Raw genomic sequence first — 26120 nt, 5'->3', positions numbered from 1 at the left:
TCGGCAAATACCGATGTCTTACGCTCCTGCTGTTGCGCCTCTTTGCAGGCAGCTTTGCGGACCTGGTTTTGGCGGTAATAATAGGTATGAACGTGGATTCCCTTGGATTTGCACCAGGCCCTTACGGTCATTCCGCTGGACCGACAGTCATTGATATGATCTGTCCAGATCTTTAAGGTCTCTGCTAGCTTAGCTTCTTGGTTCGTCATCATTGGTCTACCACCCCCGTACTGATTGAGTTCCCTTCAGTCTTCATCGTGGGGCGATTATCTCACGCCGATGATGATGCTACGAGGTACTGCTAGCTTTGACGCTTACTAGGTATCACAATATCATCAGCCATGTCTAGGGTTATAAGTGCTTCTTTAAGGGTCAGCAGCTCTCTGATGCTCCACTGTCCTCTGGTGAACCGATAGAAATCGTTTACCAGGCATATTAGAGCCTCAGGCTTGGAAAGAGACCGGTATTCGCTTCCATTAAAAGTCCTTGTCCTTATCTGTTGTAGCCACTCCACTAGTTCAAGTCGTCGTTCCAGGCTGTCTATTCTTTGACGATCGGCTAGTATCTCTTGCCTGAGTCTAAGAAAGACCGTAGATAGGCTTTTATAGAGATCGATTATCTGGTTCTTTTGTTCACCCCGTACTTCCTCTATCTGGCTGAATAGGGCATTTATCTTTGTGTTAGCCGCAACGGTCAACTCCAGAGAGAGAAGTCCCTTGTTTTGAATCGCGTTTATCATAGAGAAAGCGGCGTACTGGGCCTTGGCTAGATCTTGATCATTTTCCGAGGATATTCGACCGTTTTTTCCTGATAACCTTCCAATAAGTCCGGCGAAGAATCCTTGATTAGATATTCCTTTGGATCTTGAATCAACTGGAGATAGCAGAGCTATAGCCTCAAACATGGTTTGAGACAGGGTGGCATCTTCGCTGCTTTGAGCCTCTATGAAGCTATCAACCTCTATGCCTATATTATCCTTGTCTATCTGACAGAGCATAGCTCTCGTGCTTTCTTTGAGGACTTTTTCCTCGATGAACTCGGGGATAGCTATGGGCTCAGAGAACGAATCATTTCTCACTGCCTTGTTGAACTGTATCATGGCGGTTTTAATGTCTTGAGCGGGTATCTCTGTCCTTCTGTTGGAAAAAATATCTTCATTTTCCTTCATTTTAAGTAGAATTTCTGTAGCTTTTTGGGCTATATCGTTTTGAATGCCTATGTTGCCCAGGGTTTTCATCGTATCTCTGTAACCTAGGTTTACCCTGTAATCCGCTCCTTCTCTAGAACAATCCAACATTCCGTCTAATACCCCTCCTAAGTCTTCCGATGGCACTATAGATAATATGGTTGCATTAGGATAACGATCTCTTTGGATTTCGAAGCACTGTTCTAGGGCAACCACTATAATAGTGGAGCAGCCCTGTCCGTAGACCGGGGCGATAGGGGTGTTGTCCAGATTCCTGCCTGGAAGGTAGTGCCATCCCCCATCGGATAGATTCATGTCGTTCATCTCAACCGGAGGGAAGATCCCCGGAAGGGACGCAGAGGCTATAATGGAGTCGCCTCGCTCCTTTGGCGATAGGTTGTGTAACGGAAGATAGACAATGCTGTTTCTCCCTTCGTCGTGGGCTCCCACGAAAAAGGGGATGCCCGATGATGTCAGGTTGTTCAGGTCGACCTTTTCCTCGAGGAGAGATCGTATCCCTTTAGGATCCAATATACCCTTTTTTTGCTTTAGAATAAAATTAGAAAGATAGGGATCTATCTGTTTTGCAATGATTTGTTTTGTTATGTTTTCTGTGTTTGGTACGACGAGCTTCCAGGCACTGAGGTTTTGCCACATATCCAGGGCAATCTCCAAGCTCCCCTGTAGATATAGGGCTCCGTTGATAGCCCCTATCGACGTGCCGGAAATAGCTTTAGGTCGGATTTTGAGCTCCTCCAATGCCTTCCATACGCCTACCTCGTAGGCACCCTTCCCGCCTCCACCGGATAACACTAGTCCTACATTTTCCATTTTTAATCACTCCTGGTAGATTTTTTGTTGATTTTTATAGCGTAGCTGTCACTAGCCCTCTTTGAAAAGCTCCTCTTACGGATATAGTTTATTAGCCCAGTTCTCGATAGGAGGATATCAGCCGGATTGATCTGCTTATGGTCCTCAGCTGGTCCAGCATGGACTTCAGGTCCTGGATGGCAATCTGTTTGGTTTTTATCCTGGAGTTTTCTTTTCATTATTAGCTCCAAGGTGTCCGCTTCCATTATAGCCTGAGATCAATGTTATCTGTTGACCTAAAAAAACTTACCACAGCCTCCTCCTTTCATGTTTTACGACCTGAGCTTAAATTGTAAATGAGACATAACATGTCGGAGAATGTGAAAAAGTCTCGACTTCCAGGAGAAGTCGAGACTTTTGGCCTAGCGTCAGTGCTTTGAGGTGTCTAGATAGGCGGCCTCTACCTCTGAATTGTTTGTCAGTTCCCTGGGGGGCTCCTTTCATTATGCCCCTTCCGGTCTGGAATAAAATCTGCGGGGAGTATGAGGGATTGTCTAGCTTACTTTGCCTGGGCGTTTGTTGGCTTTTCTTGGTCTTTGGTTATAGTTACTACCGATTCTTTTTTCTTGTTTGAAGTGGGAAGCGCAAAGGTAGCCAGAGCGGCGACTGTAAGCCCAAACAAGATCTGTTCGTTGACCGGTAAAGCCGGCCCCATGAGAACTAGCCCTGCCGATCCAAAAAGGCCGACGCAAATGACCCACTTTAAGGGCGAAGGCACATCTTTGAAGAGGGAGAGTATAAAGACTCCTGCTGCGGCCACCGCGATCAGTAGAAACGCTATGTAGAAAGGGGTATCTTCTCCCCCGAAAGCGGCGACCAAGCCCCCAAACCTGTTTAGCCCCTCTGCTGCCCATAGGGCACCGCAAAAGCCTACCACCGAAGCGACCTTCCTTACCATCTTATTCATAACGAAATCCTCCTCTTGATTGAGTTTATCTTGAAAAGGCCTATCGCCTTCACCTGCAACTTTACTACTCCATAACGACATCTTAGGACGGTGACAGAATAAGGTTTTTGCTTTCCCTCTCCGACTTAACAGGTCGCTCTGTTGCCCTATGCTTTTTTTGCGGGAGCTTAGACGGCCTGTTTTCGGTTTTTTGATTTCATAAGGAGGGATCTGTATGGGAAAGAAGTTTATCGGTTGGATCGCTGTTTGCCTGGCTTGCGTTATGGTCTTTATGGCTGCACCTCCAGGTCTAGCTACAGATCAGGAGGAGGCAGCTTTTGCCAATTTCTGCAAGCGTGGGTCGGTCTCTGAGATAAAACGGTTATTGGCTAGCGGTATGGACGTCGACGCAAAAAACGAAGTTGGCTATACGGCTTTGATGCTAGCGGCGTGGTCTAATCCTGATCCAGCGGTAGTTATGTTGCTTTTGGAGTATGGAGCTGATGTAAACTACGAGGACGAAGATGGAGGTACTGCCCTTTTTTACTCCGCGAGCGATAACTCTGACTCCAGGGTAACCAAAGCCCTTCTGGATGCTGGAGCAAATCCCAATGTATTTTTGATAGGTCAGGATGGGACGACCCTGTTGATGTCTGCGGCAGGCAACAACCCCAACCCGGAGGTGACTCGACTGCTCTTAGCGAATGGAGCTAATGTTCAGGCGAAAGACGTGGAAGGGAAGACCCCTTTAATGTATGCCGCTTCGTCTAACCCTGTAGTTGATGTTACCGAGGTACTCTTAAAGGGAGGATCCAATGCTAATTTCAGAGATAGCGGTGGGAAAAATGCCGCTGATTTAGCCAAGGCCTATAACGAAAACAAAGAGGTTGCCAAGCTACTGGCGAGCTATTCTGGCTCCCAAGCCTCCGGCAAGACCGATTTTTCGGAATATGAGTGGATGAACTACAGAAAAGCCGTGTTTGAGGACTACCCAAAAGGGCAAAAGGTTAAGATTAGCGGCGAGGTTTATGATGTAGACGGTAAATACGCCTCTGTTTTTACAGAGCGAGTTTCAGGTATGGGATACCTTAAGAATCCCGTAATAGTCCAGGTTCCAAAGGGAAGGATAAAAGCCCTGGAAGGGGACAGAATGGTAGCCTTGGGAACCTATAACGGGACCAAGGAAGTGGTCGATCTCTTCGGTGGGCAAAGCGTAATTCCGGTTATTTTAGCTGAGCATTATGAATCCACCGAGAGCAACTTCACCCACTCAATAGAGGATAACTTCATCGATGCTGTTATGAGCGTGTGGGATTAAGTTTAGGAGCGGCGGTATCGCTTGAGTTGGTTCAAGCTGTTTTCTACATAATAGAAAGGGACAGAAATGCAAAGGGCCATTGCAACCATAACCCGATGCCTTTTACTTCTGGACAGGACTAAAAGAGAGGGACAGAGGTTATATGTTGAGAATGTATGTAAGACAATGTAAAATGAATAGGCAGACATTAGGCTGGATGGTTTTTAAAGGGTTAGAGCAGAGCGCCATTCCTCAATAACGTCAAATAAACCCCTAAAGCGCTTGCTTATCGCTCAACATTACTGCATTTTAACTTATTTTGGTTAGCTCAAAAACGAATGGAGGTAGCGGAGATGCCAGCATCAACAAAGAAAAAGTGCCAGATGTGTAAAAAGGAAAAACCATTATCAGATTTTTATCATAATTCAACTAAGTCGGATATGCATAATGGTATCTGTAAAGAATGCCAGGCAAAGATTAATAAAAAATGATGTGATTCAATAAAACAGGGTCTTTAAAGTGGACCCTCGGAGGGATCGTTCCGACAGAGCCTCTTCGAGTTCGCATTTTCGAGATACCTTTGTGTAGTACAAATGGGGCGACAGGATATCACCCCAATTCGAAGGGGCACAGGACGTACCCCTTCGATAACTTACTTGCCGTCGATTTGGCTCAAAACCCCCTCCCTACTGGAAAGGTGGCAAGAGGCAGGCCCAAAAAAGGCAAGACCAGGAACCTCCTGGAGAGATTTAGGGGCCATAAGGAGGAGATCTTGCTCTATGCCAGGGACTTTGCCATCCCCTTCGACAATAACTAAGCTGAGCGGGATATCCGCAACTTCAAAAGCGAAGCTTAAAATATCGGGCTGCTTCCGAACCTAGGAAGGGGCTAATGGCTATGCCAAAATAATTGAGACCATGTCTATGGCTCTCAATGGTCAGGTTCTATTTTTGACAGGGGCGACTAAATAGTTGCCTAGCTATGTTATTTGTATAAAACTATAATTCATCAACAAAATTTTTGTCCATCAGTTTCTCTCGGAAGTCTTGAATTCCTCTGAAAGGGCTTGTTTGTATTTGAGATATAACTCCCTGCATGAGTGAATTTACCATTGCCGTATCCCCTTTCTCAATCGCGGCATCAATACCGCTAAAAAGTTTTTGATAAGTGCTTGCCCTTTCTTTATACTCGTGTTCAAGGTATTCTAAAAATATTTCCTTTTGTGATCGTATACGCTCTATGCATGCTTCTGCCTCCTTAATTATTTGGGTGCGCTTGGTTTTTTCTTCTTCCTCTATTTTTTTAAAATTATAAAATTCTTTCAAGATGGACTGAATTGCATCGGTTGATAGACTTAAACTAGGGTTGGGTTTTTTTCTCATGATATGCTCGACTTTGCTAGTTTTAGAATTTTAGCAGACTGGTCGTTTGCTTTCCCTTTTTCATCAAGCAAGGGAATCTCCAATACTTTTTTCAGTGCTCCAGTCGTTTCTCTCATTATAAATAAATCCTCCATTTCTTTCTTTTTTAGATCTCTGTCGCTATAAATACCCTCTAAGAAATTATCGTTTATTGAGGCTTTTAGCCCTATTCGTTGGAGTGCTCTCTGTTTTGTTTTGTGCATTTTAAAAAAAAGGATTTTTAATATAAGTTTTGGGTTTCTGATTAAAATCTTTTTTTCTGTTTTTTTCATCCGCTCTATAGTACTCAGAAGGCGAGCGTCTAGCTCGTTGATTACAAAATTAAACTCTTCTATGCGTTTGCCAACCGTAGATACTGTAAGCATCAAAGCTTCTATATTTTCACAGGCAATTTCTATTTTTGCTGCGTATTCAATTGCTTTGGTATAGGCCTCTTCAGCCTTGCTTGCGGCCATAAAACCGCTTACTGCAAGAATTGGCCCTGCGACAATGCCTCCTAAAACAAGTGCTCCTCCAGCCATTCCAAATCCACCTGCTGCCAAAGAACCGCCCCCGAACCATGCGAGGGTAGCGTTTGTAGCTGCTGCTCCGCTAAGTGTGCTTATGGCTGTTCCTGTAGATGCGGTTCCAATTGCTCCTGCTAATCCTAGAGCACCCATGCCTGCTGCAGCTCCATTTGAAACTGAGGATATTAAGCATCCTGCGGCTTCAGTAAAACTTATGGCATTTTGCTCTAAAGATTCAATGCTTTCTTCTGTGATTGCAATCGTTTCTTTCGTATCTTCATAGTTTGAGTTTATTTTATTAAATTTTTTATATATTGGCATGAATTTATCTAGGATGGTTTGCTGGTATACTCTGTTTTTTAGAATGCCTAGGTTGTTTGCCTCTTCCTGAATTTCGCCTTGCTTCTTTTGAAGGCGATCGATGGCATCGCGATGCTTTTCTTCAGCATCTTTGCCAATTTTTTTTGCTTCGCCGAAAGAGTTAATCGCATCATATCCTTTTTTTGCGCCACCTATGCCAGCCACAATGGCTGCTCCAGCTAATAGAAGCGGTATTGCCATTTTTTAAGTCCCCTTCTCTCTTAGTAATTCGCATGCATTTTCGTTGCATTCGATATAGCGATCGTATGGGAGTATATCTGCGAAAAATTTTTCGTAGGCCTCTTCCACTCGGCAGAAGATAGGTCGTTTCTCGTATATTGCGCAAAGGTTATCTTTTAAAAAAATGCAACAGCCTGAATTATCTGCCATAAACCGCAGGTGCTCGTTATCAGAGATGTGTCTGCAACAAGCCCCACACTTCCTACACTTAAATTTCCTCTTTTTGTCATTCACCCTGATTCTCCCTTCTGGCCTCAGCAGTTACATTTTTGTAGTTTTTTGATTTTAGAGTGAGCTTTTTATTTAAAAAATCATGCAAAATATCGTTTGACGGCGCATTGGTATGCTTGAAAATTGAGACAACAGATGCATCTAGACTACCATAAGGGACCTCTAAAAAACGCTTATCCTCGGAGAGATCGTCCCGACGGAGCCACTTCGAGCCCGTATGCTCGACATATTGTCGTGTAGTAGGATTGGGTGTTTTTGACAACTCAAAAGGGACCCACCCTCTTGTTTAAATTTCAGAGCTGACATAGGCGATTCTTTGAGCAAAGCGATAGGATTTCCCCTTGAACACGAAGATATGAGCGTGATGAGTCAAGCGATCCAGCATAGCCTCAGTCATGGTTGCATCGCCGAAGATCTCTGTCCAGCGACGAAATTCCAGGTTTATAGTGATGCAGACGTTCCGTCGTTCATAGCGTTCGGCAAAGAACTGAAAGAGCATGGGGCCTCATGGACCGAGCCCCAGATAGCCTAATTCGTCCACGACGACCAGATCGCTTTTCTCGTATCGGGCAAGGGCCTTTTTGAGGCGATGTTCGTCTTTACCAACTAAGAGCTCCTGTGCCAAGCCCATAGCGGTGGTAAATCGAACCGAATAGCCCTGTGCGATACATGCCATGGCGACACCTATAGCAATATGGGTTTTGCCTGTTCCTGACTTTCCCAGGAGGATAAGGTTTTCCCCTTTTTTGAGAAATCCTCCGTTTCCGAGTCCCGTCTAGCGCAGACCGTGACGATTTCCCTTTCATGGCCGACTGGGACGGAGTACATATTCCCATCGTAACGAATCAATGACGTAGGGCTTACTCTAAGCTGGGCTGTAATGGCGCAATCGAAAGGAATGGAGGGAAGGGGATTGAGATGCTTTTGTTCCTCGTTCCACCGCTTTCCTCTACGGACCAGACACCATTCTTCCAGATGATCATTCAACGTCTCCAAGTCCGGGACCTCGGGAACCGGAACCAAAGCATTACGTCGAACAAAGCCGACCAGATTTTCCACGGACCCCTTTTCGTTGCCTTTCGCCACGCCACAAAATTGGCTTTCGAAAAGATAGTGCCCTTTCAGGCTGCAAAACCATGGGTTTTCGACTCTCTTCGGTCCCTTCAGGACCTTGCTGACCGCAGAAGAGAGATTGTCGTAGAGGCATTCCTTGGGGATACCTCCAAAAAACTCAAAACCATAACGATGACCTGCCAGAAAGCTCTCCTGCTTGGTGTTTGGGAAGGCTCTAACGTAAGGAGCTCCACTGTAGCGTAGCCTCATACAAAAAAGGAATACCTTTCGGTTCTCCCCTCCAATACGGACCGTCGCCTCCCCCCAATCCACCTGCCCCTGTTCTCCTGGTTCTGTACTGAGGGGAATAAATGCACGAGGAGCTGGATCGATCTCTCTTCGAAGCTCCCGAACCAACGCTCGTATCGTCGACTCTGCCCCTTGAAAATCGTATTCAATGACCAGCCGGTCGTAGATCCTCTTCGCTGTGTGACGTTGCTTCTTAGGAGCCTCGAGATCTTTCTTTAGCCAAGACAGAATTACGGGACAGTATGCTCCCGTCACAGGCTTGGGGCGAGAAATATGACGTGTGTATTGCGGTATTGACGAGTCGACCAAAAATTTACGAATGGTCTTGCGGCTCATCTTATGCATCCGAGACAACTCTCGAATCGATACCCCTTTGCTAAAATACTGTTTTCGGATAAACTCTTTGTCGACCATCCCGTACATCTCCTCTCATCTCCCCGGAAAAGATTAGTCCTCTCTTCCGAAGATGATACATGGACTTGTCGGGGTGGTCCCTTTTTCGGCTATCAAAGAAACCTAAACGGGGCCCCTTTTAGAGTATCAAATACATGGGACGACAAGACGTTTCCTCTGAGGCGGTTCGTACGGAACAGGCAGGTCGAGTATTCGCCCGGGCGAGACAGGGGGCAGGCTGAATGGTCTCTCCGAGGGGACTCGAAAGTGAGTTTTTAGAGGTACCTTATAGTTAGTAAATAGCTAGTAACTTAGCAATCTAAACAAAGTTTTTATTCGTAGTAATTATTTTATATATAATTTAATTGATATATTGTTTAATTTTTTTTGCTTCTGGCTTCCACCCTTTTTTCAAGTAAAGCACCTCAATCAGGTATTTTTTAACCTTTAAGACATCGATAAAGTTTAAACTAATTGATTTTAATAGGTTTTAGGTTAAATATGCTAAGTTGCCAAGTATGAGAGACACCCATAAATATAAATCAAGATGCTTGATTTATATATGGGTATTTCTCCCCATAAAGCGTTTTTTTATGGATACTAAAATTACGATCTAGTCTCTTTGCGTTCGCTTAGGAGAGTGTATTAATTATTAGGTAAGTTGTAGGATCAAGTTATTGTTTATTTTCTTTTAGACTGATTATGAATAAGCCTAAAAAAGGTCCTGGCCATGTCTCTGTAGTCTGCTTATGAATAGCCAGCTCTTCGAGGAAGATCAGATGCTCCTGCTGTGTGACTATCTTCTATCCGACCAGGGTAAAGCTTCGCCTTTTTTTCTTGCTTGGTCATACCACATGGTTTCTATCTTTCTAGCTTCCGATGCAGGGCATTTCTGCCAGAAAACACTAACATCATCACGATTGCTCGAGGTGATATATTTTAATCTCGCAGTTCCGACTGCTGGTCCTCGATAGTAATCGCTAAACCTTTTCCTCAGGCCGTCCTCTGCTTTTCCTACTTTCATCAACTGCCCTTTATAGAAGATCTTGTATACTCCAGGGCCACTCGGTGCTTTTTTATCAATATAAGCGCTTTTTAGGGATGCCGAATCTGTTTCAGTTATAGTTAAGCATATTTTTAATATTTCGTCAAGAAGTCCCATTGAAACCCCTCCCTTAGTTTTGCTGGTAGCCCTATTTCTATAACCCTAGGGCAAGCTTTTTTCCGGTTCAAAGAACTTCATGCTCCTTCGCCATGCCGTGGGCTAGCTCTGCGACCTTTTGTACTAGCTCTTCCGGTTCTTTTGCCTTTGCGTGGGGAGCGCTCGCCATTATCCATCGAGCGACAGCGCCTATATCGGGAACCTCGGCTGTCATGACAACCACTCCGTCGTCTCTGTCGAGGAAGCTTTGTGTTGGGTGCCATAAGGTTTCTTTTACGATATCCCCTAAAGGCTGTGATATCTCTATCTTTACCGGTATGGAGGCGTCTCCTGTGTAGCCATACCAGCCTGAAGAGGAGTGCCCCACTATGTCCGTTCCCTCAGGCGGTTTTGCAAATGTGGTGTCCGGTGAGGTGATAATCGATTTTATTCGGGATATTCGGTAGGTCACGCCTTTAGGAACTTTCGGGTGGCTACCCCAAAGATACCATGCGTGAGATTGAAAGAAAACGCCCCAAGGAGAGACCACTCTGGTCGTGGCATTTCCCTGTCCGTAGGGAGATCGATAGGAAAACTGTATGTTTTTGAGATCCTTTATGGCCTCCAGTATGGTGTCAAAGGCTCTAGGGTCCATCTGGGATACAGGGAGAGACAGGACGACGCTCTGGCCTAATATATCTCCCTGGTTAAGAAGGGATTCCGGCAGTGACGATCGCATCTTTGCCCATAGCTCTTGTGCGTCTTTATCCAGATGGGGCAAAAAATGAGAGGACATTCTCAGCCCAGCGATTAGCGCTAGGATCTCCTTTTCCCGCAAGGTGAAATTGAGGATAAATGATCCCCTACCTTCCAGAATATAACCTCCGCAGAGCCTGTCGTATCTTATATCCACCATGTAGGCCTCACGGAGGAAAGCCATATCTCTCTCGAAAGTTCGAGATGTGGTGTATCCTATTTCATCTAATATTAAATTTTTTGTCACTGCCCTTCCCGAGTAGAGTATCCCCATAAGGCGATTAAGTCGATCCAGTTTTACTGAGGATGTGTCTTTAGGCATAGGGCTTCCCTCCTCCTTCTTGTTTCCTTTTAAGCGTTAAGTTGATTGTAGCATTTAAGGTCGTGGAGGCAATGTTTAGCTTTACTTGATCTGTGTGTTTTGTTTCCTAGTCGAGCCATTCGTCAATATCTATTTCGCCCAGAAGTGAGGAGCAAAGGGTTATGGCCCCTCCTAGTCCCAGGAGCATCAAGGTGGCCCCAGCCGTTTTTATGAGATTTTGAGTTTCGTCTAGTATGAAACCCAACTCTTCGTATACGTCTTCCTCCTGTAATCCTGTGTTTTTCAATTTAACTTCTAAATTTTTAATTTTTTGTTTTAGCCTGTTCATTTTGGCGTCAGCTTCCTCGATTTTAGCCGTAGGGATTGGCTCTTCATCTGGTTTTTCAAGTAAAGCTATGGAGTTGTTTTTTTTCTCCGCTTTTTTATTCTCAAGGATATCCGCTAGTCTAGCCAGGTGATCCTGGATCTCCTCAAGTCTTTCCTCGCACTCTTTGACCGTTCTCTGTCCTTTGTTCATAGAAAACCCCTCCTCAATCTGTCTCCCACTCGGAAAGCCTATATAGCGGGTGTTTTGTTTATGATAGGCTATGAAAGCGACCTCTTAAGTCGGATAGGGTATGAGGTTTTTTTGTGCCTTGGGCACCGATTCGGGGATTACTATAAGTCATCTCTAGAAACTCTAATCCTTGGAGAGATCGTTTCGACGGAGCCCATTTGAGCCCGTATACTTGACATGCCGTCGTGCAGTCGAATGGGGCGACAGGACGTCGCCCCAAGCCGAGGGGGCACAGGACGTGCCCTCTGAGGCGGTTCGAAAGTGAGTTTTTAGAGGTTCCCTATAGATCTATCGAGGTGTCATCCCCGTTTTGTCGACCAAGTCTGCCAGCAGCTTTTCCACCTGATCCGCCAGTCTTGTGGGGCTCTCCACCGTCACAAAAGGCGCGCTCGCCAGGATCCACCTCGCCACGGACCCCAGGGCGTTCTCCGAGACGGTGGCTCTGAGGGTCGCCGATAGGTCCTCTTTCGTCTCTATTGTCTGGGTGGGATGCCAGGTGGTCTCAGGTATGACCAGGGAAAGGGGAGGGGATATGTTCAGCTCTATCTCCACGTCCGAGCCTCCTCGATAGGCGTACCAGCAGGACGACGCGTAGTCGGAGATCTCCTGCCCATGAGGCTTTTCCTGATAATCTCCGTCAGGCCACATGAGAGGCGTGTTTATTCGGGAGATCCGGTAGGTAACCCCGTCTGGGACGTTGGGATGGCTGGCCCAGAGATACCATGCGTGGGCCTGGAAGAACACGCCCCAGGGCGATGTCACTCTCTCTTTCGGTTCCGGCGACGATTCGTAGGGAGAGGTGTAGGAGAACCTTACCGGGATCTTTTTGTTTATGGCGTCTATGAGAAGGTGGAAGGTCCTGGGGTTTACGGCGGATACCGGCGTGGCCACCACCGTGGAGCTGCCCAGGGCCTCCCCCTGTTTGATTAGTCTATTTGGTACGATGGCGGAAACCTTTCCCCATAGGTCGGAAAGGTCGTCCTTCAGGTGGGGCAGAAAGTGGGAGGCTATCTTTATGCCTGCCGCCAGGCCTTGTATCTGTGCTTCGTTTATGGAGATGACCATAACGAAAGATCCTCGGTTTAAAAGGCTGTAGCTGTCCCGGGATGGATCGTAATCTATCTCCGTGCCGAACTCCTCCCGGAGGTACTGAAGGTCTCTCTGAAAGGTCCTGGATGACGAGTTTCCCTTAAGGCCCCTGAGCTCTGCCCCTCCCACCTCGGGCTTTGAGCAGAGCCTCTCCATTATGGAGTTGAGCCTTCTTATTCTGCTGGACGACATCTCTTTGGGCATTTATGAGTCCCCCTTAGGATATAGTTTAGCCAAGCTCCCGATAGGAGGAGATCAATCGGATCGATCTGCTTATGGACCTCGTCCGGTTCAGCATGGACTTAAGGTCCCGGGTCGAAATCTGTCCGGTTTTTCTCTGGAGGTTTATCTCCATGATTAACTCTAAGGTCTCCGCCTCCATTATAGCCTGAGACCGGTCCTCCTGGTCCCCCTGATCCAGCCAGTTTTTCAGGGAGCAGATTTTACAGTCTATTCTCCCCGCTATGGTTGGGCCCATTCCCTGGGATAGGGCCTGAACGTCTTTCCTCAAAGCGGACAGCTCCTGGGAAACCCGGTTTTTTAGCCTGTTATGATCTCTATCGATGGCAAAAAGGGTCAACAGAATCTCCTCCTTTTATCCTGATGATCTGAGTTTACACCGCAGATGCGACAAGTTATGTCGGAGGGAACAAAAAAAGTCTCGATTTCCGGAGAAATCGAGACTTTTTCGTCAGTGCTTTGTGGTGCCCAGGTAGGCGGCCTCCACCTCTGGGTTGGTTATAAGCTCGCTGGATGGGCCTTCCATGATCACCCTTCCGGTCTGGATGACGTAGGCCCTGTGGGAGAGCATGAGGGCCTGTCTGGCGTTCTGCTCCACCAGCAGAATGGTCATGCCCTCGCCGTTGATCTTCTTCAGCTCCCTGAATATGTCCTTTATGACGATAGGTGCCAGTCCCAGAGACGGCTCGTCCAGCAGGAGGACCTTCGGGGCGGACATGAGTGCCCTGCCTATGGCCAACATCTGCTGCTCTCCGCCGGAGAGGGTTCCGGCGTACTGGCCGTGTCTTTCCTTAAGCCTTGGAAACAGCTCGAAGACGTGTTCCTTTGTTGCCTCTATCTTCGACCTGTCATCTCTGGGGAAGGCCCCCATCATGAGGTTTTCGTCCACGGTCAGAGTGGTGAAGACCTTTCTTCCCTCAGGGGACAGAGAGAGCCCCTGTGCCACGACCTGGAAGCTCTTGGAGGATAGGACTTTGTCCCCGATGGAGACGGTCCCGGCCTGGCGGGGGACGTCTCCCATGATGGCGTTCATAAGGGTGGATTTTCCCGCGCCGTTTGCCCCTATAACCGAGACTATCTCTCCCTCGTAGACGTCGAGGTCGACTCCGAGCAGGGCCTTTATGGCTCCGTAGCTGACCTCTAGCCCTCTGACCGACAGAAGCGGCTTTTTATCCATCACTCCACCTCCTCGCCTAGATAGGCTTTAAGGACCTCTTTGTTGCCCTGAATGTCCTCAGGGGTTCCGTCGGCTATGACGGCGCCGAAGTTGAGGCATATGACGTGAGGGCATATCTCCATGACCAGTTCCATATGGTGCTCTATGACCAGTATGGTGAGGTCGAAGTCTCGGTGTATGTTCTTTATCAGGACGTTTAGCTCCTGGACCTCCTCGGGGTTCATCCCGGCGGCCGGTTCATCCAGGAGAAGGAGTCTGGGGCGGAGGGCCAGAGCTCTGGCTATCTCAAGCCGTCTCTGGTGGCCGTAGGGCAGGGTGTCCGCCACTCTATCGGCGTCTTTGGCCAGGCCGACTCGCTCAAGCAGGTCCATAGATTCCTTCCTTATGGCTTTTTCCGTGGAGCGCCATCTTCCCATATGGGTGGCAGCTTCAAAGAAGGAGTAGGGGTGATACCTCTGGCCTGCGGTCATGACGTTTTCCAGCACCGAGGAGCCTTTGAAGAGCCTGAGGTTCTGGAAGGTTCGAGCTATGCCCTTTCCGACGGCGTCGCAGGTTCGGATTCCCGTTACGTCCTGTCCCTCCATGGAGACGTGTCCCGAATCCAGAGGATAGACCCCGGTTATCAGGTTGAAGACAGTGGTTTTGCCCGCTCCGTTAGGCCCTATGAGCCCCGCCAGCTCCCCTTTCTGCAAGGTGAAGGATACGTCTCTGACGGCGTGGACGCCTCCGAAGAACTTGTTTAAGGTGTCGAGAACCAGGACCTCCGTCATGAACGTTCACCTCCTTTTTTGAAAAGCCTTCTTACCAGGCCCCTGACCTCGTTTCGTCCCATTATTCCCTCAGGACGAAGGACCATGACCAGTACCAGGACCAGTCCGTATATAAGCATACGATACTGGGATATAGGTCTGAACAGCTCGGTAACCAGTGTTATAACCGTGGTGCCAAGTATGGCCCCGCTCATGGAGCCCAGACCTCCGAAGACCACGACGGCGGTCATCTCGGTTGATTTAAGCATATCGAACATCATAGGCTGAATAAAGGATATAAATCCCGCATAAAGTCCTCCGGCGAGGCCGCAGTATAGGGCGGAGATGGAGAGGCTTACTACCCTGATTCTTGCGACGTCGAATCCCAGGAGCCCTGCCGCTACGTGGTCGTCTCGGCAGGCTTTTAGGGATCTGCCGAACCTGCCGTCTATGAGACAGAAGGCCATTATCGCCAGAACGACGAAGAATCCTCCTGCCACAGGGAGGGTGGTGAAGGTGTCTATACCAGCCAGCCCTCTGGCTCCGTTGGTGACGCTCTGCCAGTTTTCCAGTATGAGCCTGATCGATTCCGCCAGACCTATGGAGGCTATGGCGTAATAGTCCCCCATCAGCTTTAAGGTAGGTATACCTATAAGGCAGCCTATGACCATCGCCACAACTCCACCGGCGAGAACCGCAGGGAACCAGCCCACACCGTAATCGAGGGTCAGTATGGCGGTGGTGTAGGAGCCCAGGGCCAGGTAGGCGGCGTGTCCTAAGGTGAATATGCCCGTAAAGCCGGTCAGCAGCGACACTCCCATAGCGGCGATGGCGTTGATGCAGAGCAGTATTAAAATCCCTTCAGCGTATGCAGGCATAGGCTACACCTTCTCTCTGATGTCTTTCCCGAACAGGCCACTAGGTCGGACTATTAGGGTTATGACCAGAAGGGAAAATACCACCAGGTCTCTCAGCTGGCTGGAGAGGAATCCGGCGGTGAGCATCTCCGCCAGGCCCAGGATAAGGCTTCCTACTACCGCCCCAGGAAGGGATCCGAGGCCGCCTATGACCGCTGCGACGAAGGCTTTAATGGTTATCATCCCAAGCTGAGGGAAGAGGGTGTAACGGACGGACAGGAAGATCCCTCCTACTGCGGCGAGAAGGCCTGCGACGAAGAACACCAGTGATATTAGCTTGCTGGTGTTGACTCCCATAAGTCCCGCCACCCTGAGATCGCAGGCGGCGGCCCTGATGGCGAGGCCCCATTTTGTCTTTGTCAGGAAAATTTGAAGTCCTCCCAGGAACACGAAGGCTGTCGCAAGGGATATGAGGTCCAGGGCGCTGGTGGTAGCTCCTCCGAAGAGGTTCACCGTGTCGGTAGGAATGACCGGGGGAAGGGCCCTGAACCGTCCTCCCGCTATGACTACAAAGACGTTTTCGATAACTATGCTCATACCCATAGAGGCTATGAGGAGGTACAGGGTCACCGAGGTTCTCTCTCTTATAGGTTTATATGCCAGTCTCTCGGTGAGTACCGCCGCAAATCCGGCACCTACCAGAGCGCCTAGGCCCGCTATCCAGATGTTCATTCCCGCTGAGTTCAGGGCGAAGTAGCAAAGATATCCGCCTATTACCAGAAATCCTCCGTGTGCAAAGTTGGAGAACATCAGTATCGAGTACACTAGGGAGTATCCGACCGCAATAAGGGCGTAGATAGATCCCAGTGAAAGCCCGTTTATTATCTGCTGGACCAGTGTGGCCAAATGGACTGCCTCCTCTCATAAGGTCGCTAGAAAAAGGACGGGTGTGCTCGGCACACCCGTCCGCCGTCTGAAAGCTTTACGATTTTATTCGGGCTTGATCTTCTTGAAGAACTGACCCTTGCCGTCTTTCGCTATAAGGACGATGCCGTCTTTGTCCTTGGGGTTGTTGAACTCGTCGACGGTGAGGATAGCGTGGTGAAGCTGAAGGTCCTTCGTCGCCGACAGGGCCTCGGCTATCTTGACGGGATCGCTGGATCCCGCTCTCTCGATGGCGTCGAAGAGCCAGTACATGGCGTCGTAGCCCAGTATGCCGTTGACGAACTCTTTACACTCGTCGTTGTACTTGGCCTTGTAGTCCTCGAAGAACTTGGCCATGTTGGGGTCGCTTGGGGAAACGTGGTTGATCCAGTAGGAGTTCTCCATTGCAGGTCCTGCGATCTCCCACATAAACTCGGCGTAACCGTCTCCGCCGACGAACACTATGTCGTCCATTCCGAGCTCTCTGGCCTGCTTCATGATGAGGGCCATCTCTTTGCCCATGTTGGGAAGGACGAGGACGTTTGCGCCGGAGTTGCGGATCTTGGTGAGCTGGGCTCTGAAGTCGACGTCCTGACCGCCTTTGAAGGCCTCGTCGGCCACCGTCTCTCCGCCGTAATCCTTAAAGCTCTTTATGAAGAACTCTCTAAGTCCCTGGGCGTAGTCGCTGGCGATGTCGTAAAGGATGGCGGCTTTGGTTAGCTCAAGCTCCTTAGCGGCGAACCAGGCTATAAGCTTTCCCTGATAGGGGTCGGTGAAACAAACCCTGAAGCTGTAGGGTCTGACGTCGCCCTTGCGGTCCACTGTGACCATAGGGTTCGTGGAGACCGTTCCTATCTGAGGAACCTTGGCCCTGTTGACCAGAGCGGCGGTGGCTATGTTGATGCCACTGGCGTTGGCTCCGACTATTGCGGAGACCTTGTCCTCCTCCAGAAGACGACGGACCGCGTTGACCGCGTCCTCCTGGCGTCCCCTGAAATCGTACACCACCAGCTCAACCTTGCTTCCGTTGATGCCGCCTTGGGCGTTGATCTCGTCCACCGCAAGCATAGCGGTGTTTTTCTCGGTCTGGCCGTAGGCCGCCCAGTCGCCTGTGAGGGCCGCAAGGTACCCGATTTTGATAGTTTCCTCCGCCATCGCCCCTGTCGCCATGGCGACACAAAGGATTACTGCACCTAACATCAAAGATAGTTTCTTCACGTTTCTGTCTCTCCCCTTTCGAGAAAAAAGATAATTCCCTGTTCCGTGTAAATTGTATCAGATCCTCGGGGAGAAACAAGCACTATCTGTGGTTTTTTCCGAATAAACAAAAGAGGCTCCCTTGCGGGAACCTCCGATCTTCAACCCTTTGCGGTGGCTTTTTGGGATAGTTCAGTGACTTTCCTCTTTGAGACCGTTGGGGACGCTATCACCCCTGCGCCGGAAACGCAACCTCCCTGGCAGGCCATGACCTCCAAAAAGTTTCCCGGGCACTTTCCCGAACCGTAGAGCTTCAGGGTTTTCATCGCCCCTCTGTCCAGACCGTCGATGGCCAGAGGCTTGACCTCCAGATCCGGCGGAAGTAGGTCTTTGACCGCCTGGGTCACACCTCCGCTGATGGGGAACCCTCGGCCACCGGCGCCGGCGTCGTCGATGAAATCCCCGGGTTCAACGGTGTTGACGTTTATCCTGGCGGCTACGAAAAGCGCCCCTAGCTCCTCGAAGGTCAGAACGTAGTCGGTGTCGTCGTCCTCCATGGCCTCCATCCGCTTTGCGGTGCAAGGGCCTATGAAGACGGTCACGCTGTCTGGGTAGTTGTCTTTAACCCACTTTGCGGTGATCTTCATCGGAGACGGCGTGTGAGAGACGAATTTCGCCAGGTCTGGAAGATGTTTTCTCGCCGCCGCGACGTAGGCGGGACAGCAGGAGGTGGTCAGTAGCTTTCCCTCGGAGATAGACTCCTCCAGCTCCAGGGCCTCCAATCTAGCGGTTTCGTCGGCGCCTTTTGCCACCTCCGCCACCTCGGCGAACCCCAGCTCCTTCAGGGCTCCGACCACTTTAGACGTGTCCCCGGGAAACTGTCCAGATATGGCAGGTGCGGCCATGGCGATCACCGGTCGGTCCCCTTTTAGGGCCTTTATGACGTCCACTATCTGAGATCTCTCCACCACCGCCCCGAAGGGACAGGCCAGGACGCACTTCCCGCAGGCTATGCACTTGTCCGGGTCTATGTGTTCCTTTCCCATCTCGTCTTTGTATATGGCGTCCACCGGGCAGGCTTCCTCACAGGGAATAGGTATCCTTATTATGGCGTGATAGGGGCATACCTTCATGCATATGCCGCAGGCGATACAGGCGTCGTGGTCTATGACCGCCTGTCCCTTTCTCTGGACTATGGCTTTTTTAGGGCACTTGAGTGTGCAGGGTCTGGCGACGCATCCTCTACAGGCGTCGGTTACCATGTAGCGGCTCTTGACGCAGGCGCTGCATGCCAGGTCTATGACCGTGAGGACCGGTCCCTCCGGCTTCTCCCTCTCCATGGCCATGGATGCGTAACGGGATAAAGGGGTGAAGTCGTCCTCTTCGTCCTCCAGCCTGTGGCCCATGGCGGCCATGCACCGATGTTTCAGAACCTCCCGATCCCTGTAGATACAGCACCTGGTCGACTCGTCCCCTTTGGGCCTCATTATGTAAGGTATCCGATCTACCTCTTTTTCGAGATTATCGTTGAAACACATTGAAGCTATTCTTACCAGGACTTCCCGTCTGAACCTGGTGGCCTCGTTATCGCATCTCAGGACATTCTCCATCGCTGAAAGGTTCCTCCCTTACCATCTTCTCAACCCATCTAACCAGTTTTGGCAGTGTCGCCCTGGCGACGGGGGTGCCGTTTAAAAGGACGAAAGGAGCCTGTCCTAGGTCCTTTGATCCGCAAAACCCCAGGCAGTGAGATCCCTCCAGGATGACGTAGGGTTTTACGTCGTCGTCGAGGTGGTCCTTTAGGGTGTGAAACTGGGACGCCCCCATCAGATGGCAGGTGGTCCCTGTACAGACCGTTACTTTTACTGGCTTCATGTGTTTCCCCCCTCTTGAAAGATCATATGTAACGTATGGACGTTTTTTTGAGATATTTTTCCCTTAAGGTGTTGGAGAGGTTTTTGACTATATTTCGCCTTATCTCTATCTCCACCGGGAGGGAGGGATCCTGATGTGCCTCGTTTATCCTGGTCCCTACGACGAACTGTATGACGTCGTTCCCCATGAGGAGTCTGGCTAGTTTGGCCGCCGGGTTGTTTCTGTCCAGCCCCTCGTTGTTTTTGAGTATTTTGTTCGCCTCGGTGAGGGTCAGAATTCCCTCGGTGACCAGGTCGACCCCTTTTATTATGGAAAGAGGGGGGATCCCTGGCGCTCCGGTTGAGATGTCGGTCTCTATATCCCTGCCTAACTCTCTCGCGACTATGTCGGCGGTGGTGCCTCCACATACGACCTTGGATCCTTCGAAGGTCTCGAGCATGGCGGCGTACTCGCCGTCTTTATCCTTTGCGAAAGGGGGGCCGGTGAGCAATATGAGGTTTCTGGGGCGTCGGAAGTACATGACCGAGCAGGTCATGTCGTCTCCTGCCTTTCTCAGAGGCTCCTTCGATAGAGCCTCCTCCAGTATCAGTTCCGACAGCTCTTGGGCGGATATGTAAGGTTTCTTTTTTACAACCTCAAGGACCAAGGTCTGACAGCCCTCTTCACCCCATCCCAGAGGATAGCTCCAACTGCCCATTCCCGACTGGGTGATGCCGTCGGACAGGAGTATTATTCGGTCCTCCGGCTTGGTCAGTATCTCGCTCAGGAGGATCTTTCGCTTGTTCCACCTTGGGGATTCTACCTCCCGATAGGTCAGAGGGAGGATCTGGTTGTCCCGGATGAAGATGGTTTTTGGGTTGTCCATCTCTATGATTCTGGTCCAGCCCTTTAAAACGCTGTCCACTATGGTAAAGGTGGCGTAGCTGATATTTCTCACCTGACACACCGGAAGGGCCTCCATCATTATCTCCGCGGAGTGGAGAAAGTCCATGTCGCTGGCTATAAACCTTAAAGCCATGCTGGCTGTCATGGAGGACAGTATGTTGGCCTTAACGCCGCTTCCCAGACCGTCGGAGAGAACCGATATTATTCGGTTTTTCTCCTGAGCTGGCTGGCTCATAAAGGTGTCTCCGAATATGGACTGACCTTCCTTGGCCTTTTGGGCTACGTCTATCTCCAGAAAAAGAGGTCCCTGCATGGCTACTTGTTTTCCTCGTGCATATCGCCTTCGGAGCCGTAGCCCTCGGCTATTTCCCTCAGGAGGATCTCGGTGTCCGCCATATGCTCTCCCAGTCGGCAGGCTATTTCCTGCACGGTGGCCAGGTTTTTCTTAATCACCTGATCCGCCCTGTGGGCTATCTGGTCCCTGCGGATCTCCCTCCTGGTGACGTCGAGGACCACCGCCCCGACGGTGAAGTGGGGCTCTATGGAGAATACGGTTATCTCGAAGAGCTTATCTCCCACCCGGAAGTGGTCGTAGTGGACGTCCTGATCGGTCTCGAGGACACCGGACATAAGGTGGGCAAAGGCGGGGGCTATCTTGTTGAGCTGGGCACCTTTAAGGCCGTCGGAGACCTGGTAGAGGCTCTGGATCTCCGTTCCCATAAAGGTTGCAAACCTTTCGTTGCACTCCACTATCTGAAGGTCCTGGTCCGCTATGACGACCCCGGAGGGCATGCTTCTCAACATGGCGTTAGCCTTTTTATGGGCTTTTTTTCTCATGTAGGAGACGCACATACAGTCCTCCGCCCTGCCTAGGACCAGCGCTCTGGCGAAGGCCCGGCAGGTGTCGTAGCCGCATCCTCCGCAGTTTAGCTCGTCCTCTTTAGATCTCTTCCCCACGGTAAACAGCGCCTGGGTGATCTGTTTTTCCGTTATGTCCCCTGTCGCCGGTATCTCCGGCACGTAGGCCTCCGCTACGACTACCGTCTCAGTCCGGCCAGCTGCTTTATCCAGAGGTCCTGCGAACTCCTTTACGTCCACCCATCGTGATAGGCCGTCCCTGTCTTTCGACGAGCCTGGGCCGTTTATACATCCTCCAGGACAGGTAAGGCATTCTATGAACACCGGTGACGTTAGCTTAGAGGGGTCCGCAGCGTCCAGAGCTTTCTTTATAGAATATATTCCCGATACCGTCAAAAACCTGACGTGGCTGAAGTCGCCTGAGGCCTTTATGGTCTCTATCATGCCGCCCTCTATGGGGTAGTGGTTTCCCTCCTCGGCGTCTAGAGGAAAAAATCGAGGGGAGTTGTCTTTAAATGACCTAGGGTCTACGCCCTCTTCCTCAAACCAGTTTTTGAGGTCCTGAAATGTCAGGGCTCCGTCCAGGAGCTCTTTATGGGTGTCCGCCTCCTCTTTTTTCGCTATACAGGGCCCGAAGAAAACCATCGCTCCCTCGGGATCCATGTGTTTACGAAGTATCCTACAGTGGGCCAGGAGAGGGGAGGCCACAGGGGTCAGGCAGTTGGAAAGGTGGGGCAGGTATCTTATGACGTATTCCACCGTGCTCGGGCAGGCGGTGGAGAGGTAAAGCCCCGGTCCGGCGTGACGTAAAAATCGGGCCAAAGAGGCGGATACTTCCTGGGCTCCCAGGGCGGTCTCTCCGACCTCTCTGAAGCCAAGGGCCTTTATGGCCTGTACTATCTGGCTGGGGGACACCCCGGCGAACTCACCGACCCAGGATGGGGCCAGCGATACGTAGACCGGTCTTCCCGATCTAAGCAGCTCTTTTACGGGGGTCACGTCGTCTCTGACCCTCTTTGCACCTACAGGGCATATCTCGACGCATCTGCCGCAGATTATGCAGGAGTCGGCTATCTCCTGGGCGTGGCCGTTCTCCACCTTTATGGCCTTTACCGGGCACCCTCTGACGCACTTGTAGCAATCCTGACAGTCGTTCTCCACGGTGTAGATGGCGAAAGAACTGGGGTCTCTGTTTGCGGAGGTCATAGAGTTTGCCCCCCTAGTAGAGCTTCGGTCAAAATAGCGTCTATATTATCCTGACAGATTCGGTTGAATATCCTTCCGTCCACCGTCATGTTAGGTCCTTTCAGACACTCTCCCTCGCATCTGCTCCCCTTTAACAGGACCTTGTCGGTAAGGCTGTTTCTCTCCAGAAAATCCTTCACCTTCTGGAGGTTTTCCTGGTTACCTCTGGAAAAGCACGAACTCCCCATACAGATAACTATTGTGTGCTGCTTCATGACGATCGTTCCCCCTGTCGCCTCTAAAGTATCAGCGAATTTAGATCTATCTCCCCAATTATGGATAGATCCTGTAGAAAGACTACCTCCTCCTCCAGGTTTTTTACGTCCTCCGAGGTGATTGCCGGAGAGAAGTCGTACAGCCCCATCGTGGCCTCTATAAATTCCTTAGAGATCATAGAGTCTCTGGATAGAAGCCCCCAAGCCCAGCGGGGGTCTTGTGCTATGGCCTCCACCGCATCTTTCTGGGCGTCTGCGAAGGAACGGACCAGGTCGGGCCTCTCTCTGGCGGTTTTGCCGCTCACCCCCACCAGCGCCAGACCTCCTATCAATCCCTTTCCGTTCACCAGTTCTCTGGCTCCCCTTTTAATTCCACCTAGGGCAACAGGGCCGGTGGCCAGAGCTCCGTCTATCTGACCTGACAGGAGCGCCGCAACCGCCCTGTCGTGGGGCATATCGATAAACTCGACGTCCTTAAGGGAAAGGCCCTCCTGTTTTAGGGCGGAGGCCAGTAGAAAATGGAGCACCGTCCCCATAGGGCCACCTAGGGTTTTCCCTCTCAGGTCCGATATCGAGGTGATCCGATCGGAGTTTACCAGGATCTTGAATACCTCTGGCGATCGGCTGTATACGGACAGTATCCTGATATCCAGTCCACCGGAGGCGGCGACCAGCAGAGAGGTCGATCCCATACAGTTTGCGAACTCTATCTGACCGGCAGCCATGGCCTGAGCCTGTCGAAAACCTGCGGAGAGCTCCGGTAAGTACAGGTTCACCTTATCTCCGAAGTGCTTCTGAAACAGCCCCAATTCCTGCTCCACCGCCGTTGGGACGTTCATAAGGGCCTTTATCACCGAGATACCCACCTTTTCCGAGCCCTGAGAGGGTATAGTGAATATTATCACAAAAATCGCCGCGGTCAAAAGCCTTTTGATCCTGGACATACCAATTACCTCCTTCTCAGTCTTTCCATGTAGTCTGAATCGCTCATAGTCAAATACCCAATAGCTCTATCGAGCAGGATCCCTAAGATTCCCATGGTGATAAGGGTTGCGGCCATAATATCCGGCCTGGAGAATACCTCCGCCCTGTGAAGGAGGAATCCCAGTCCCGACGACGAGGCCACCAGCTCCGCCCCTACCAGAGATCTCCAGCCGTAACTTAGGCCCACCCTCATGCCGGTTATAATTCCCGGTACAGCACAGGGTAAGGTCACGTGGATAAAGGTCCTCCAGGTAGATGCTCCGCAGGACCTGGATGCCTCGACGAGAGATTTGTTGACCGTCCTGACCCCTTCCATGGTGTTCAGGTAGATCGGGAAGAAAGAGGCCAGGAAAATAACCCCTATTTTAGACGGCTCCCCTATGCCGAACCAGAGCATGAGCACAGGGAAAAGGGCCAGAGGGGGGAGATGGTTTAAAAAACTTAAAGAGGAGGAAAAATAGGCACTAAATCCTGGAGAGAGCCCTGAAAGCACCCCTGTGGGAACCGCTGTAACGAGAGCGATTGCAAAACCACTCAATATCCTTCCAGTGCTGGACGCTACGTGGTCGATCAGGCTTCCGTCCTCTATCATGGAGATGAGGGCCTGGACGGTGCTCTCGGGGGACGGAATTATGAAGGGGTTCCAGATGGCCTTATGGGAGCCAAGCCACCAGGAAAACAGCAGAATAGAGGGACCGATCAGGCCCCTCAGGCCGCCTTTTGACTTTGATAGGGCCTTTTTTAAATGAATATCCATGGCTCTCCTCTTCTGTTTTTTGCATACTGGATAACGATTTACAGCATAAACTCTGTCTCGAATTTGTCAACGTGAGCCATAAGTCTTGCTTGTGAGAAAAAGACAAAGATGCCCCAATCTAGGCAGATTTGGGCATCTTTGTGTGGACTTTTTACTGTGCGGTGGGAGCGGTATCGATTTTAAATATGCTGGGAGCCTCCCAGTTTCCGCCTATCCTCTCCCTGTCGGGGCAGTATATCCGTAAAAACAGGTGGAATCCCTGGTCCCCTGTAGGAAGCCAGTTGGCCTTAAGTGGATCGTCCTCTTTAGGTGGTTCGGGCTGAAGTAGCAGTTCCAGCGAGCCGTCTGGATTGAAGATCAGCGGTGTCCGGTCGTTTATGCAGTATCGGTCCAGTTCGTTAGGTATCAGGAAGCTGTCGTCGCCGTAGGCGGTTATAGACCAAAAACCGTCCCCTTTAACCGGAGGGAGTGCCCCCTTTTTGAAACGGACCCTGTAGCGCTCGCCCGCCTTCAGAGGATCTCCGTTAGAGTCTACTTTGGAACTGGCGTAGATCGCCGCGGAGACCGGGTTTGCCCCTAGCCCCTTAAGGGCGACCATAGCACGGTAGTCGTACTCCGTCCCAAACTGGGCTATAGGTTCCCCTAGGTATCGCCATGGTCCCCAGTGGGATAGGAACTTTTGACTGGATTCTATTATCCTCTGATTCACCTTAGCTAATAGCTCTTTCCAGGTCTTTTCTCTTTTCTTGGGATCGGATCCCAAGACCGAGAGGTCGAAGGAGAGCCCTGGCCCGATCCCTATAGCCCTGAGCTTCTCCACCGTTGGCGTATCCTCTGCGACCGGGGGGTTGTCCAACATGAGCTTGTTCGCCTCGTGGAAGAACTCCTCCGCCGTCATTCCCACCACTCGTTCCACAGGGACGTAGTCGCGCTTAGGATCGTAGGTGCCTACAGGGGGAACGTAGGTCTCTCCGCTGAGGTATGCCGCCAGGGGCAACAGCTTCATGCCCTTTTGGATGGCTCGGACGTTTTCCATGTCCTCCTCTCCCCTGCACAGAGTTCGGCCTATTATCCAGCCTAAGTTGCCGGAAAAACGGGCCTCCCTCATTCCCTCCGGGACCACGGTGTCGTCGTCGGTCCTCAGGAGGATTCACACCTGTTCCGACTCGCCGTCCTCCGTGCCGCCGGATCCCGCTATTGCCACCGAATTGGTCCAGCCGTCGAGAAACTGGGCGGAGCAGTAGCGGTCCGATGACGGTTTTACGAACACCAGTGGTCCGTCTTTCAGGTCTATAAAGGCCTGAGAGTAGAGGGTGTCCACGTTCGGCGTGACCACCTCACGAAAGGCGGCACTGGCCAGTCTCTCGGCGTGGTGCAACCTGTTTATCGGTGCTTTTTTTGTCGTTTCCTCCACGGTGTTAGTGGCGTTTTTCATCGTCACCGACATGGTGACCAGAGGAAAGCTGAAGATATAGCCCTCGGAGAGGGTGTCCAGACGGTTCTGTGTGGAGCCGTTGCCCCAGGCCCCTAAGGAGAACAGA

The 26120-nt window shown here is 50.6% G+C and carries 26 protein-coding genes and 2 pseudogenes; 1 reads left to right on the top strand and 27 read right to left on the bottom strand.

From position 1 onward, the window contains the following. The 4 genes from tnpA to B9Y55_RS02680 form a co-directional block, all read right to left on the bottom strand. A partial coding sequence (tnpA, locus tag B9Y55_RS13430) for an IS66 family insertion sequence element accessory protein TnpA (RefSeq protein ID WP_407641437.1) occupies window positions 1-212 on the bottom strand: 212 nt, incomplete at its 3' end. Between the two features lie 89 nt (window positions 213-301). Beyond that, entirely contained in the window at window positions 302-2017 is a 1716-nt protein-coding gene (locus B9Y55_RS02685; RefSeq protein WP_085543809.1) for a patatin-like phospholipase family protein, read from the bottom strand. A 2-nt stretch (window positions 2018-2019) separates the two neighbouring features. Then, the gene (locus B9Y55_RS12990) at window positions 2020-2262 is read right to left on the bottom strand and encodes a hypothetical protein (protein ID WP_143340787.1); all 243 of its coding nucleotides are present in this window, start codon (window positions 2260-2262) and stop codon (window positions 2020-2022) included. A gap of 293 nt (window positions 2263-2555) precedes the next feature. Beyond that, entirely contained in the window at window positions 2556-2963 is a 408-nt protein-coding gene (locus tag B9Y55_RS02680; protein WP_085543808.1) for a hypothetical protein, read from the bottom strand. Between the two features lie 214 nt (window positions 2964-3177). On the opposite strand from B9Y55_RS02680, the gene B9Y55_RS02675 reads away from it, so the two are divergent. Continuing rightward, window positions 3178-4260: an ankyrin repeat domain-containing protein gene (locus B9Y55_RS02675; protein ID WP_085543807.1), complete on the top strand. Its 1083-nt coding sequence runs from the start codon at window positions 3178-3180 to the stop codon at window positions 4258-4260. Between the two features lie 977 nt (window positions 4261-5237). Here the strand turns inward: B9Y55_RS02675 and B9Y55_RS02665 are convergent. The 23 genes and pseudogenes from B9Y55_RS02665 to B9Y55_RS02550 form a co-directional block, all read right to left on the bottom strand. Continuing rightward, window positions 5238-5621, bottom strand: a complete 384-nt coding sequence (locus B9Y55_RS02665) for a hypothetical protein (protein WP_085543806.1) — start codon at window positions 5619-5621, stop codon at window positions 5238-5240. Next, on the bottom strand, window positions 5618-6727 hold the full coding sequence (locus B9Y55_RS02660; RefSeq protein WP_085543805.1) for a hypothetical protein: 1110 nt from the start codon (window positions 6725-6727) through the stop codon (window positions 5618-5620). The genes B9Y55_RS02665 and B9Y55_RS02660 overlap by 4 nt, the downstream gene beginning before the upstream one ends. A gap of 556 nt (window positions 6728-7283) precedes the next feature. Further along, window positions 7284-7721 (bottom strand): annotated as a pseudogene (locus tag B9Y55_RS13425) (ATP-binding protein). Continuing rightward, the gene (gene istA, locus B9Y55_RS02645; RefSeq protein WP_159448206.1) at window positions 7682-8773 is read right to left on the bottom strand and encodes an IS21 family transposase; all 1092 of its coding nucleotides are present in this window, start codon (window positions 8771-8773) and stop codon (window positions 7682-7684) included. The pseudogene B9Y55_RS13425 and the gene istA overlap by 40 nt, the downstream one beginning before the upstream one ends. 775 nt (window positions 8774-9548) lie before the next feature. Further along, window positions 9549-9914, bottom strand: coding sequence for a GIY-YIG nuclease family protein (locus tag B9Y55_RS02640; protein ID WP_085543801.1), 366 nt, complete (start codon window positions 9912-9914; stop codon window positions 9549-9551). Between the two features lie 67 nt (window positions 9915-9981). After that, on the bottom strand, window positions 9982-10971 hold the full coding sequence (locus tag B9Y55_RS02635; protein WP_085543800.1) for a helix-turn-helix transcriptional regulator: 990 nt from the start codon (window positions 10969-10971) through the stop codon (window positions 9982-9984). A 106-nt stretch (window positions 10972-11077) separates the two neighbouring features. Continuing rightward, window positions 11078-11488: a hypothetical protein gene (locus B9Y55_RS02630; protein ID WP_085543799.1), complete on the bottom strand. Its 411-nt coding sequence runs from the start codon at window positions 11486-11488 to the stop codon at window positions 11078-11080. 327 nt (window positions 11489-11815) lie between these two features. Continuing rightward, window positions 11816-12820, bottom strand: coding sequence for a helix-turn-helix transcriptional regulator (locus tag B9Y55_RS02625; RefSeq protein ID WP_085543798.1), 1005 nt, complete (start codon window positions 12818-12820; stop codon window positions 11816-11818). Between the two features lie 25 nt (window positions 12821-12845). Beyond that, window positions 12846-13196: a hypothetical protein gene (locus B9Y55_RS02620; RefSeq protein WP_085543797.1), complete on the bottom strand. Its 351-nt coding sequence runs from the start codon at window positions 13194-13196 to the stop codon at window positions 12846-12848. Window positions 13197-13307: 111 nt separating this feature from the next. Further along, a complete protein-coding gene (locus B9Y55_RS02615; RefSeq protein WP_085543796.1) occupies window positions 13308-14033 on the bottom strand; it encodes an ABC transporter ATP-binding protein in 726 nt (241 codons plus the stop codon). Then, window positions 14033-14803 carry an ABC transporter ATP-binding protein gene (locus B9Y55_RS02610; RefSeq protein ID WP_085543795.1) on the bottom strand — a complete coding sequence of 257 codons (771 nt, stop codon included), beginning with the start codon at window positions 14801-14803 and terminating at the stop codon, window positions 14033-14035. Before B9Y55_RS02610 ends, B9Y55_RS02615 begins: the two co-directional genes overlap by 1 nt. Further along, window positions 14800-15660: a branched-chain amino acid ABC transporter permease gene (locus B9Y55_RS02605; protein ID WP_085543794.1), complete on the bottom strand. Its 861-nt coding sequence runs from the start codon at window positions 15658-15660 to the stop codon at window positions 14800-14802. Before B9Y55_RS02605 ends, B9Y55_RS02610 begins: the two co-directional genes overlap by 4 nt. A 3-nt stretch (window positions 15661-15663) precedes the next feature. Further along, complete coding sequence (locus tag B9Y55_RS02600; protein WP_085543793.1) at window positions 15664-16545, bottom strand: branched-chain amino acid ABC transporter permease; 882 nt, start codon at window positions 16543-16545, stop codon at window positions 15664-15666. A gap of 84 nt (window positions 16546-16629) precedes the next feature. Beyond that, on the bottom strand, window positions 16630-17763 hold the full coding sequence (locus B9Y55_RS02595) for an ABC transporter substrate-binding protein (RefSeq protein ID WP_085543819.1): 1134 nt from the start codon (window positions 17761-17763) through the stop codon (window positions 16630-16632). A 158-nt stretch (window positions 17764-17921) separates the two neighbouring features. Next, complete coding sequence (locus B9Y55_RS02590; RefSeq protein WP_085543792.1) at window positions 17922-19370, bottom strand: 4Fe-4S dicluster domain-containing protein; 1449 nt, start codon at window positions 19368-19370, stop codon at window positions 17922-17924. Further along, a complete protein-coding gene (locus B9Y55_RS02585) occupies window positions 19345-19635 on the bottom strand; it encodes an NADH-quinone oxidoreductase subunit NuoE family protein (protein WP_085543791.1) in 291 nt (96 codons plus the stop codon). The genes B9Y55_RS02590 and B9Y55_RS02585 overlap by 26 nt, the downstream gene beginning before the upstream one ends. Window positions 19636-19657: 22 nt before the next feature. Next, entirely contained in the window at window positions 19658-20833 is a 1176-nt protein-coding gene (locus tag B9Y55_RS02580; protein WP_085543790.1) for a SpoIIE family protein phosphatase, read from the bottom strand. 2 nt (window positions 20834-20835) lie between these two features. After that, window positions 20836-22584, bottom strand: a complete 1749-nt coding sequence (locus tag B9Y55_RS02575; protein WP_085543789.1) for a [Fe-Fe] hydrogenase large subunit C-terminal domain-containing protein — start codon at window positions 22582-22584, stop codon at window positions 20836-20838. Continuing rightward, window positions 22581-22838: a (2Fe-2S) ferredoxin domain-containing protein gene (locus B9Y55_RS02570; protein WP_085543788.1), complete on the bottom strand. Its 258-nt coding sequence runs from the start codon at window positions 22836-22838 to the stop codon at window positions 22581-22583. Before B9Y55_RS02570 ends, B9Y55_RS02575 begins: the two co-directional genes overlap by 4 nt. Window positions 22839-22861: 23 nt before the next feature. Continuing rightward, window positions 22862-23782, bottom strand: a complete 921-nt coding sequence (locus B9Y55_RS02565; protein ID WP_085543787.1) for an ABC transporter substrate-binding protein — start codon at window positions 23780-23782, stop codon at window positions 22862-22864. A gap of 5 nt (window positions 23783-23787) precedes the next feature. Next, the gene (locus B9Y55_RS02560) at window positions 23788-24579 is read right to left on the bottom strand and encodes an ABC transporter permease (protein WP_085543786.1); all 792 of its coding nucleotides are present in this window, start codon (window positions 24577-24579) and stop codon (window positions 23788-23790) included. A gap of 151 nt (window positions 24580-24730) precedes the next feature. Continuing rightward, on the bottom strand, window positions 24731-25177 hold the full coding sequence (locus tag B9Y55_RS13420; protein WP_234986107.1) for a DUF1214 domain-containing protein: 447 nt from the start codon (window positions 25175-25177) through the stop codon (window positions 24731-24733). Between the two features lie 408 nt (window positions 25178-25585). Then, window positions 25586-26014: pseudogene (locus B9Y55_RS02550) on the bottom strand (DUF1254 domain-containing protein); the annotation flags it as partial. Window positions 26015-26120: the final 106 nt, after the last annotated feature.

It is taken from the genome of Dethiosulfovibrio salsuginis (assembly GCF_900177735.1).
Lineage (GTDB): Bacteria > Synergistota > Synergistia > Synergistales > Dethiosulfovibrionaceae > Dethiosulfovibrio > Dethiosulfovibrio salsuginis.
Note: the sequence above shows the minus strand (reverse complement) of the source record. Positions and strands in the feature narration are given on the sequence as shown.

What these genes read in the sequence shown, in the direction of transcription:
- B9Y55_RS02640 (WP_085543801.1), bottom strand. Translation starts at nt 9,914, where the DNA reads ATGGGACTTCTTGACGAAATATTAAAAATATGCTTAACTATAACTGAA.
- B9Y55_RS02585 (WP_085543791.1), bottom strand. Translation starts at nt 19,635, where the DNA reads ATGAAGCCAGTAAAAGTAACGGTCTGTACAGGGACCACCTGCCATCTG.
- B9Y55_RS12990 (WP_143340787.1), bottom strand. Translation starts at nt 2,262, where the DNA reads ATGGAAGCGGACACCTTGGAGCTAATAATGAAAAGAAAACTCCAGGAT.
- B9Y55_RS02605 (WP_085543794.1), bottom strand. Translation starts at nt 15,660, where the DNA reads ATGCCTGCATACGCTGAAGGGATTTTAATACTGCTCTGCATCAACGCC.
- B9Y55_RS02660 (WP_085543805.1), bottom strand. Translation starts at nt 6,727, where the DNA reads ATGGCAATACCGCTTCTATTAGCTGGAGCAGCCATTGTGGCTGGCATA.
- B9Y55_RS02680 (WP_085543808.1), bottom strand. Translation starts at nt 2,963, where the DNA reads ATGAATAAGATGGTAAGGAAGGTCGCTTCGGTGGTAGGCTTTTGCGGT.
- istA (WP_159448206.1), bottom strand. Translation starts at nt 8,773, where the DNA reads ATGGTCGACAAAGAGTTTATCCGAAAACAGTATTTTAGCAAAGGGGTA.
- B9Y55_RS02590 (WP_085543792.1), bottom strand. Translation starts at nt 19,370, where the DNA reads ATGGAGAATGTCCTGAGATGCGATAACGAGGCCACCAGGTTCAGACGG.
- B9Y55_RS02570 (WP_085543788.1), bottom strand. Translation starts at nt 22,838, where the DNA reads ATGAAGCAGCACACAATAGTTATCTGTATGGGGAGTTCGTGCTTTTCC.
- B9Y55_RS02560 (WP_085543786.1), bottom strand. Translation starts at nt 24,579, where the DNA reads ATGGATATTCATTTAAAAAAGGCCCTATCAAAGTCAAAAGGCGGCCTG.
- B9Y55_RS02580 (WP_085543790.1), bottom strand. Translation starts at nt 20,833, where the DNA reads ATGCAGGGACCTCTTTTTCTGGAGATAGACGTAGCCCAAAAGGCCAAG.
- B9Y55_RS02610 (WP_085543795.1), bottom strand. Translation starts at nt 14,803, where the DNA reads ATGACGGAGGTCCTGGTTCTCGACACCTTAAACAAGTTCTTCGGAGGC.
- B9Y55_RS02565 (WP_085543787.1), bottom strand. Translation starts at nt 23,782, where the DNA reads ATGTCCAGGATCAAAAGGCTTTTGACCGCGGCGATTTTTGTGATAATA.
- B9Y55_RS02665 (WP_085543806.1), bottom strand. Translation starts at nt 5,621, where the DNA reads ATGAGAAAAAAACCCAACCCTAGTTTAAGTCTATCAACCGATGCAATT.
- B9Y55_RS02685 (WP_085543809.1), bottom strand. Translation starts at nt 2,017, where the DNA reads ATGGAAAATGTAGGACTAGTGTTATCCGGTGGAGGCGGGAAGGGTGCC.
- B9Y55_RS02575 (WP_085543789.1), bottom strand. Translation starts at nt 22,584, where the DNA reads ATGACCTCCGCAAACAGAGACCCCAGTTCTTTCGCCATCTACACCGTG.
- B9Y55_RS13420 (WP_234986107.1), bottom strand. Translation starts at nt 25,177, where the DNA reads ATGGTCGCCCTTAAGGGGCTAGGGGCAAACCCGGTCTCCGCGGCGATC.
- B9Y55_RS02630 (WP_085543799.1), bottom strand. Translation starts at nt 11,488, where the DNA reads ATGAACAAAGGACAGAGAACGGTCAAAGAGTGCGAGGAAAGACTTGAG.
- B9Y55_RS02615 (WP_085543796.1), bottom strand. Translation starts at nt 14,033, where the DNA reads ATGGATAAAAAGCCGCTTCTGTCGGTCAGAGGGCTAGAGGTCAGCTAC.
- B9Y55_RS02595 (WP_085543819.1), bottom strand. Translation starts at nt 17,763, where the DNA reads ATGTTAGGTGCAGTAATCCTTTGTGTCGCCATGGCGACAGGGGCGATG.
- B9Y55_RS02625 (WP_085543798.1), bottom strand. Translation starts at nt 12,820, where the DNA reads ATGCCCAAAGAGATGTCGTCCAGCAGAATAAGAAGGCTCAACTCCATA.
- B9Y55_RS02635 (WP_085543800.1), bottom strand. Translation starts at nt 10,971, where the DNA reads ATGCCTAAAGACACATCCTCAGTAAAACTGGATCGACTTAATCGCCTT.
- B9Y55_RS02675 (WP_085543807.1), top strand. Translation starts at nt 3,178, where the DNA reads ATGGGAAAGAAGTTTATCGGTTGGATCGCTGTTTGCCTGGCTTGCGTT.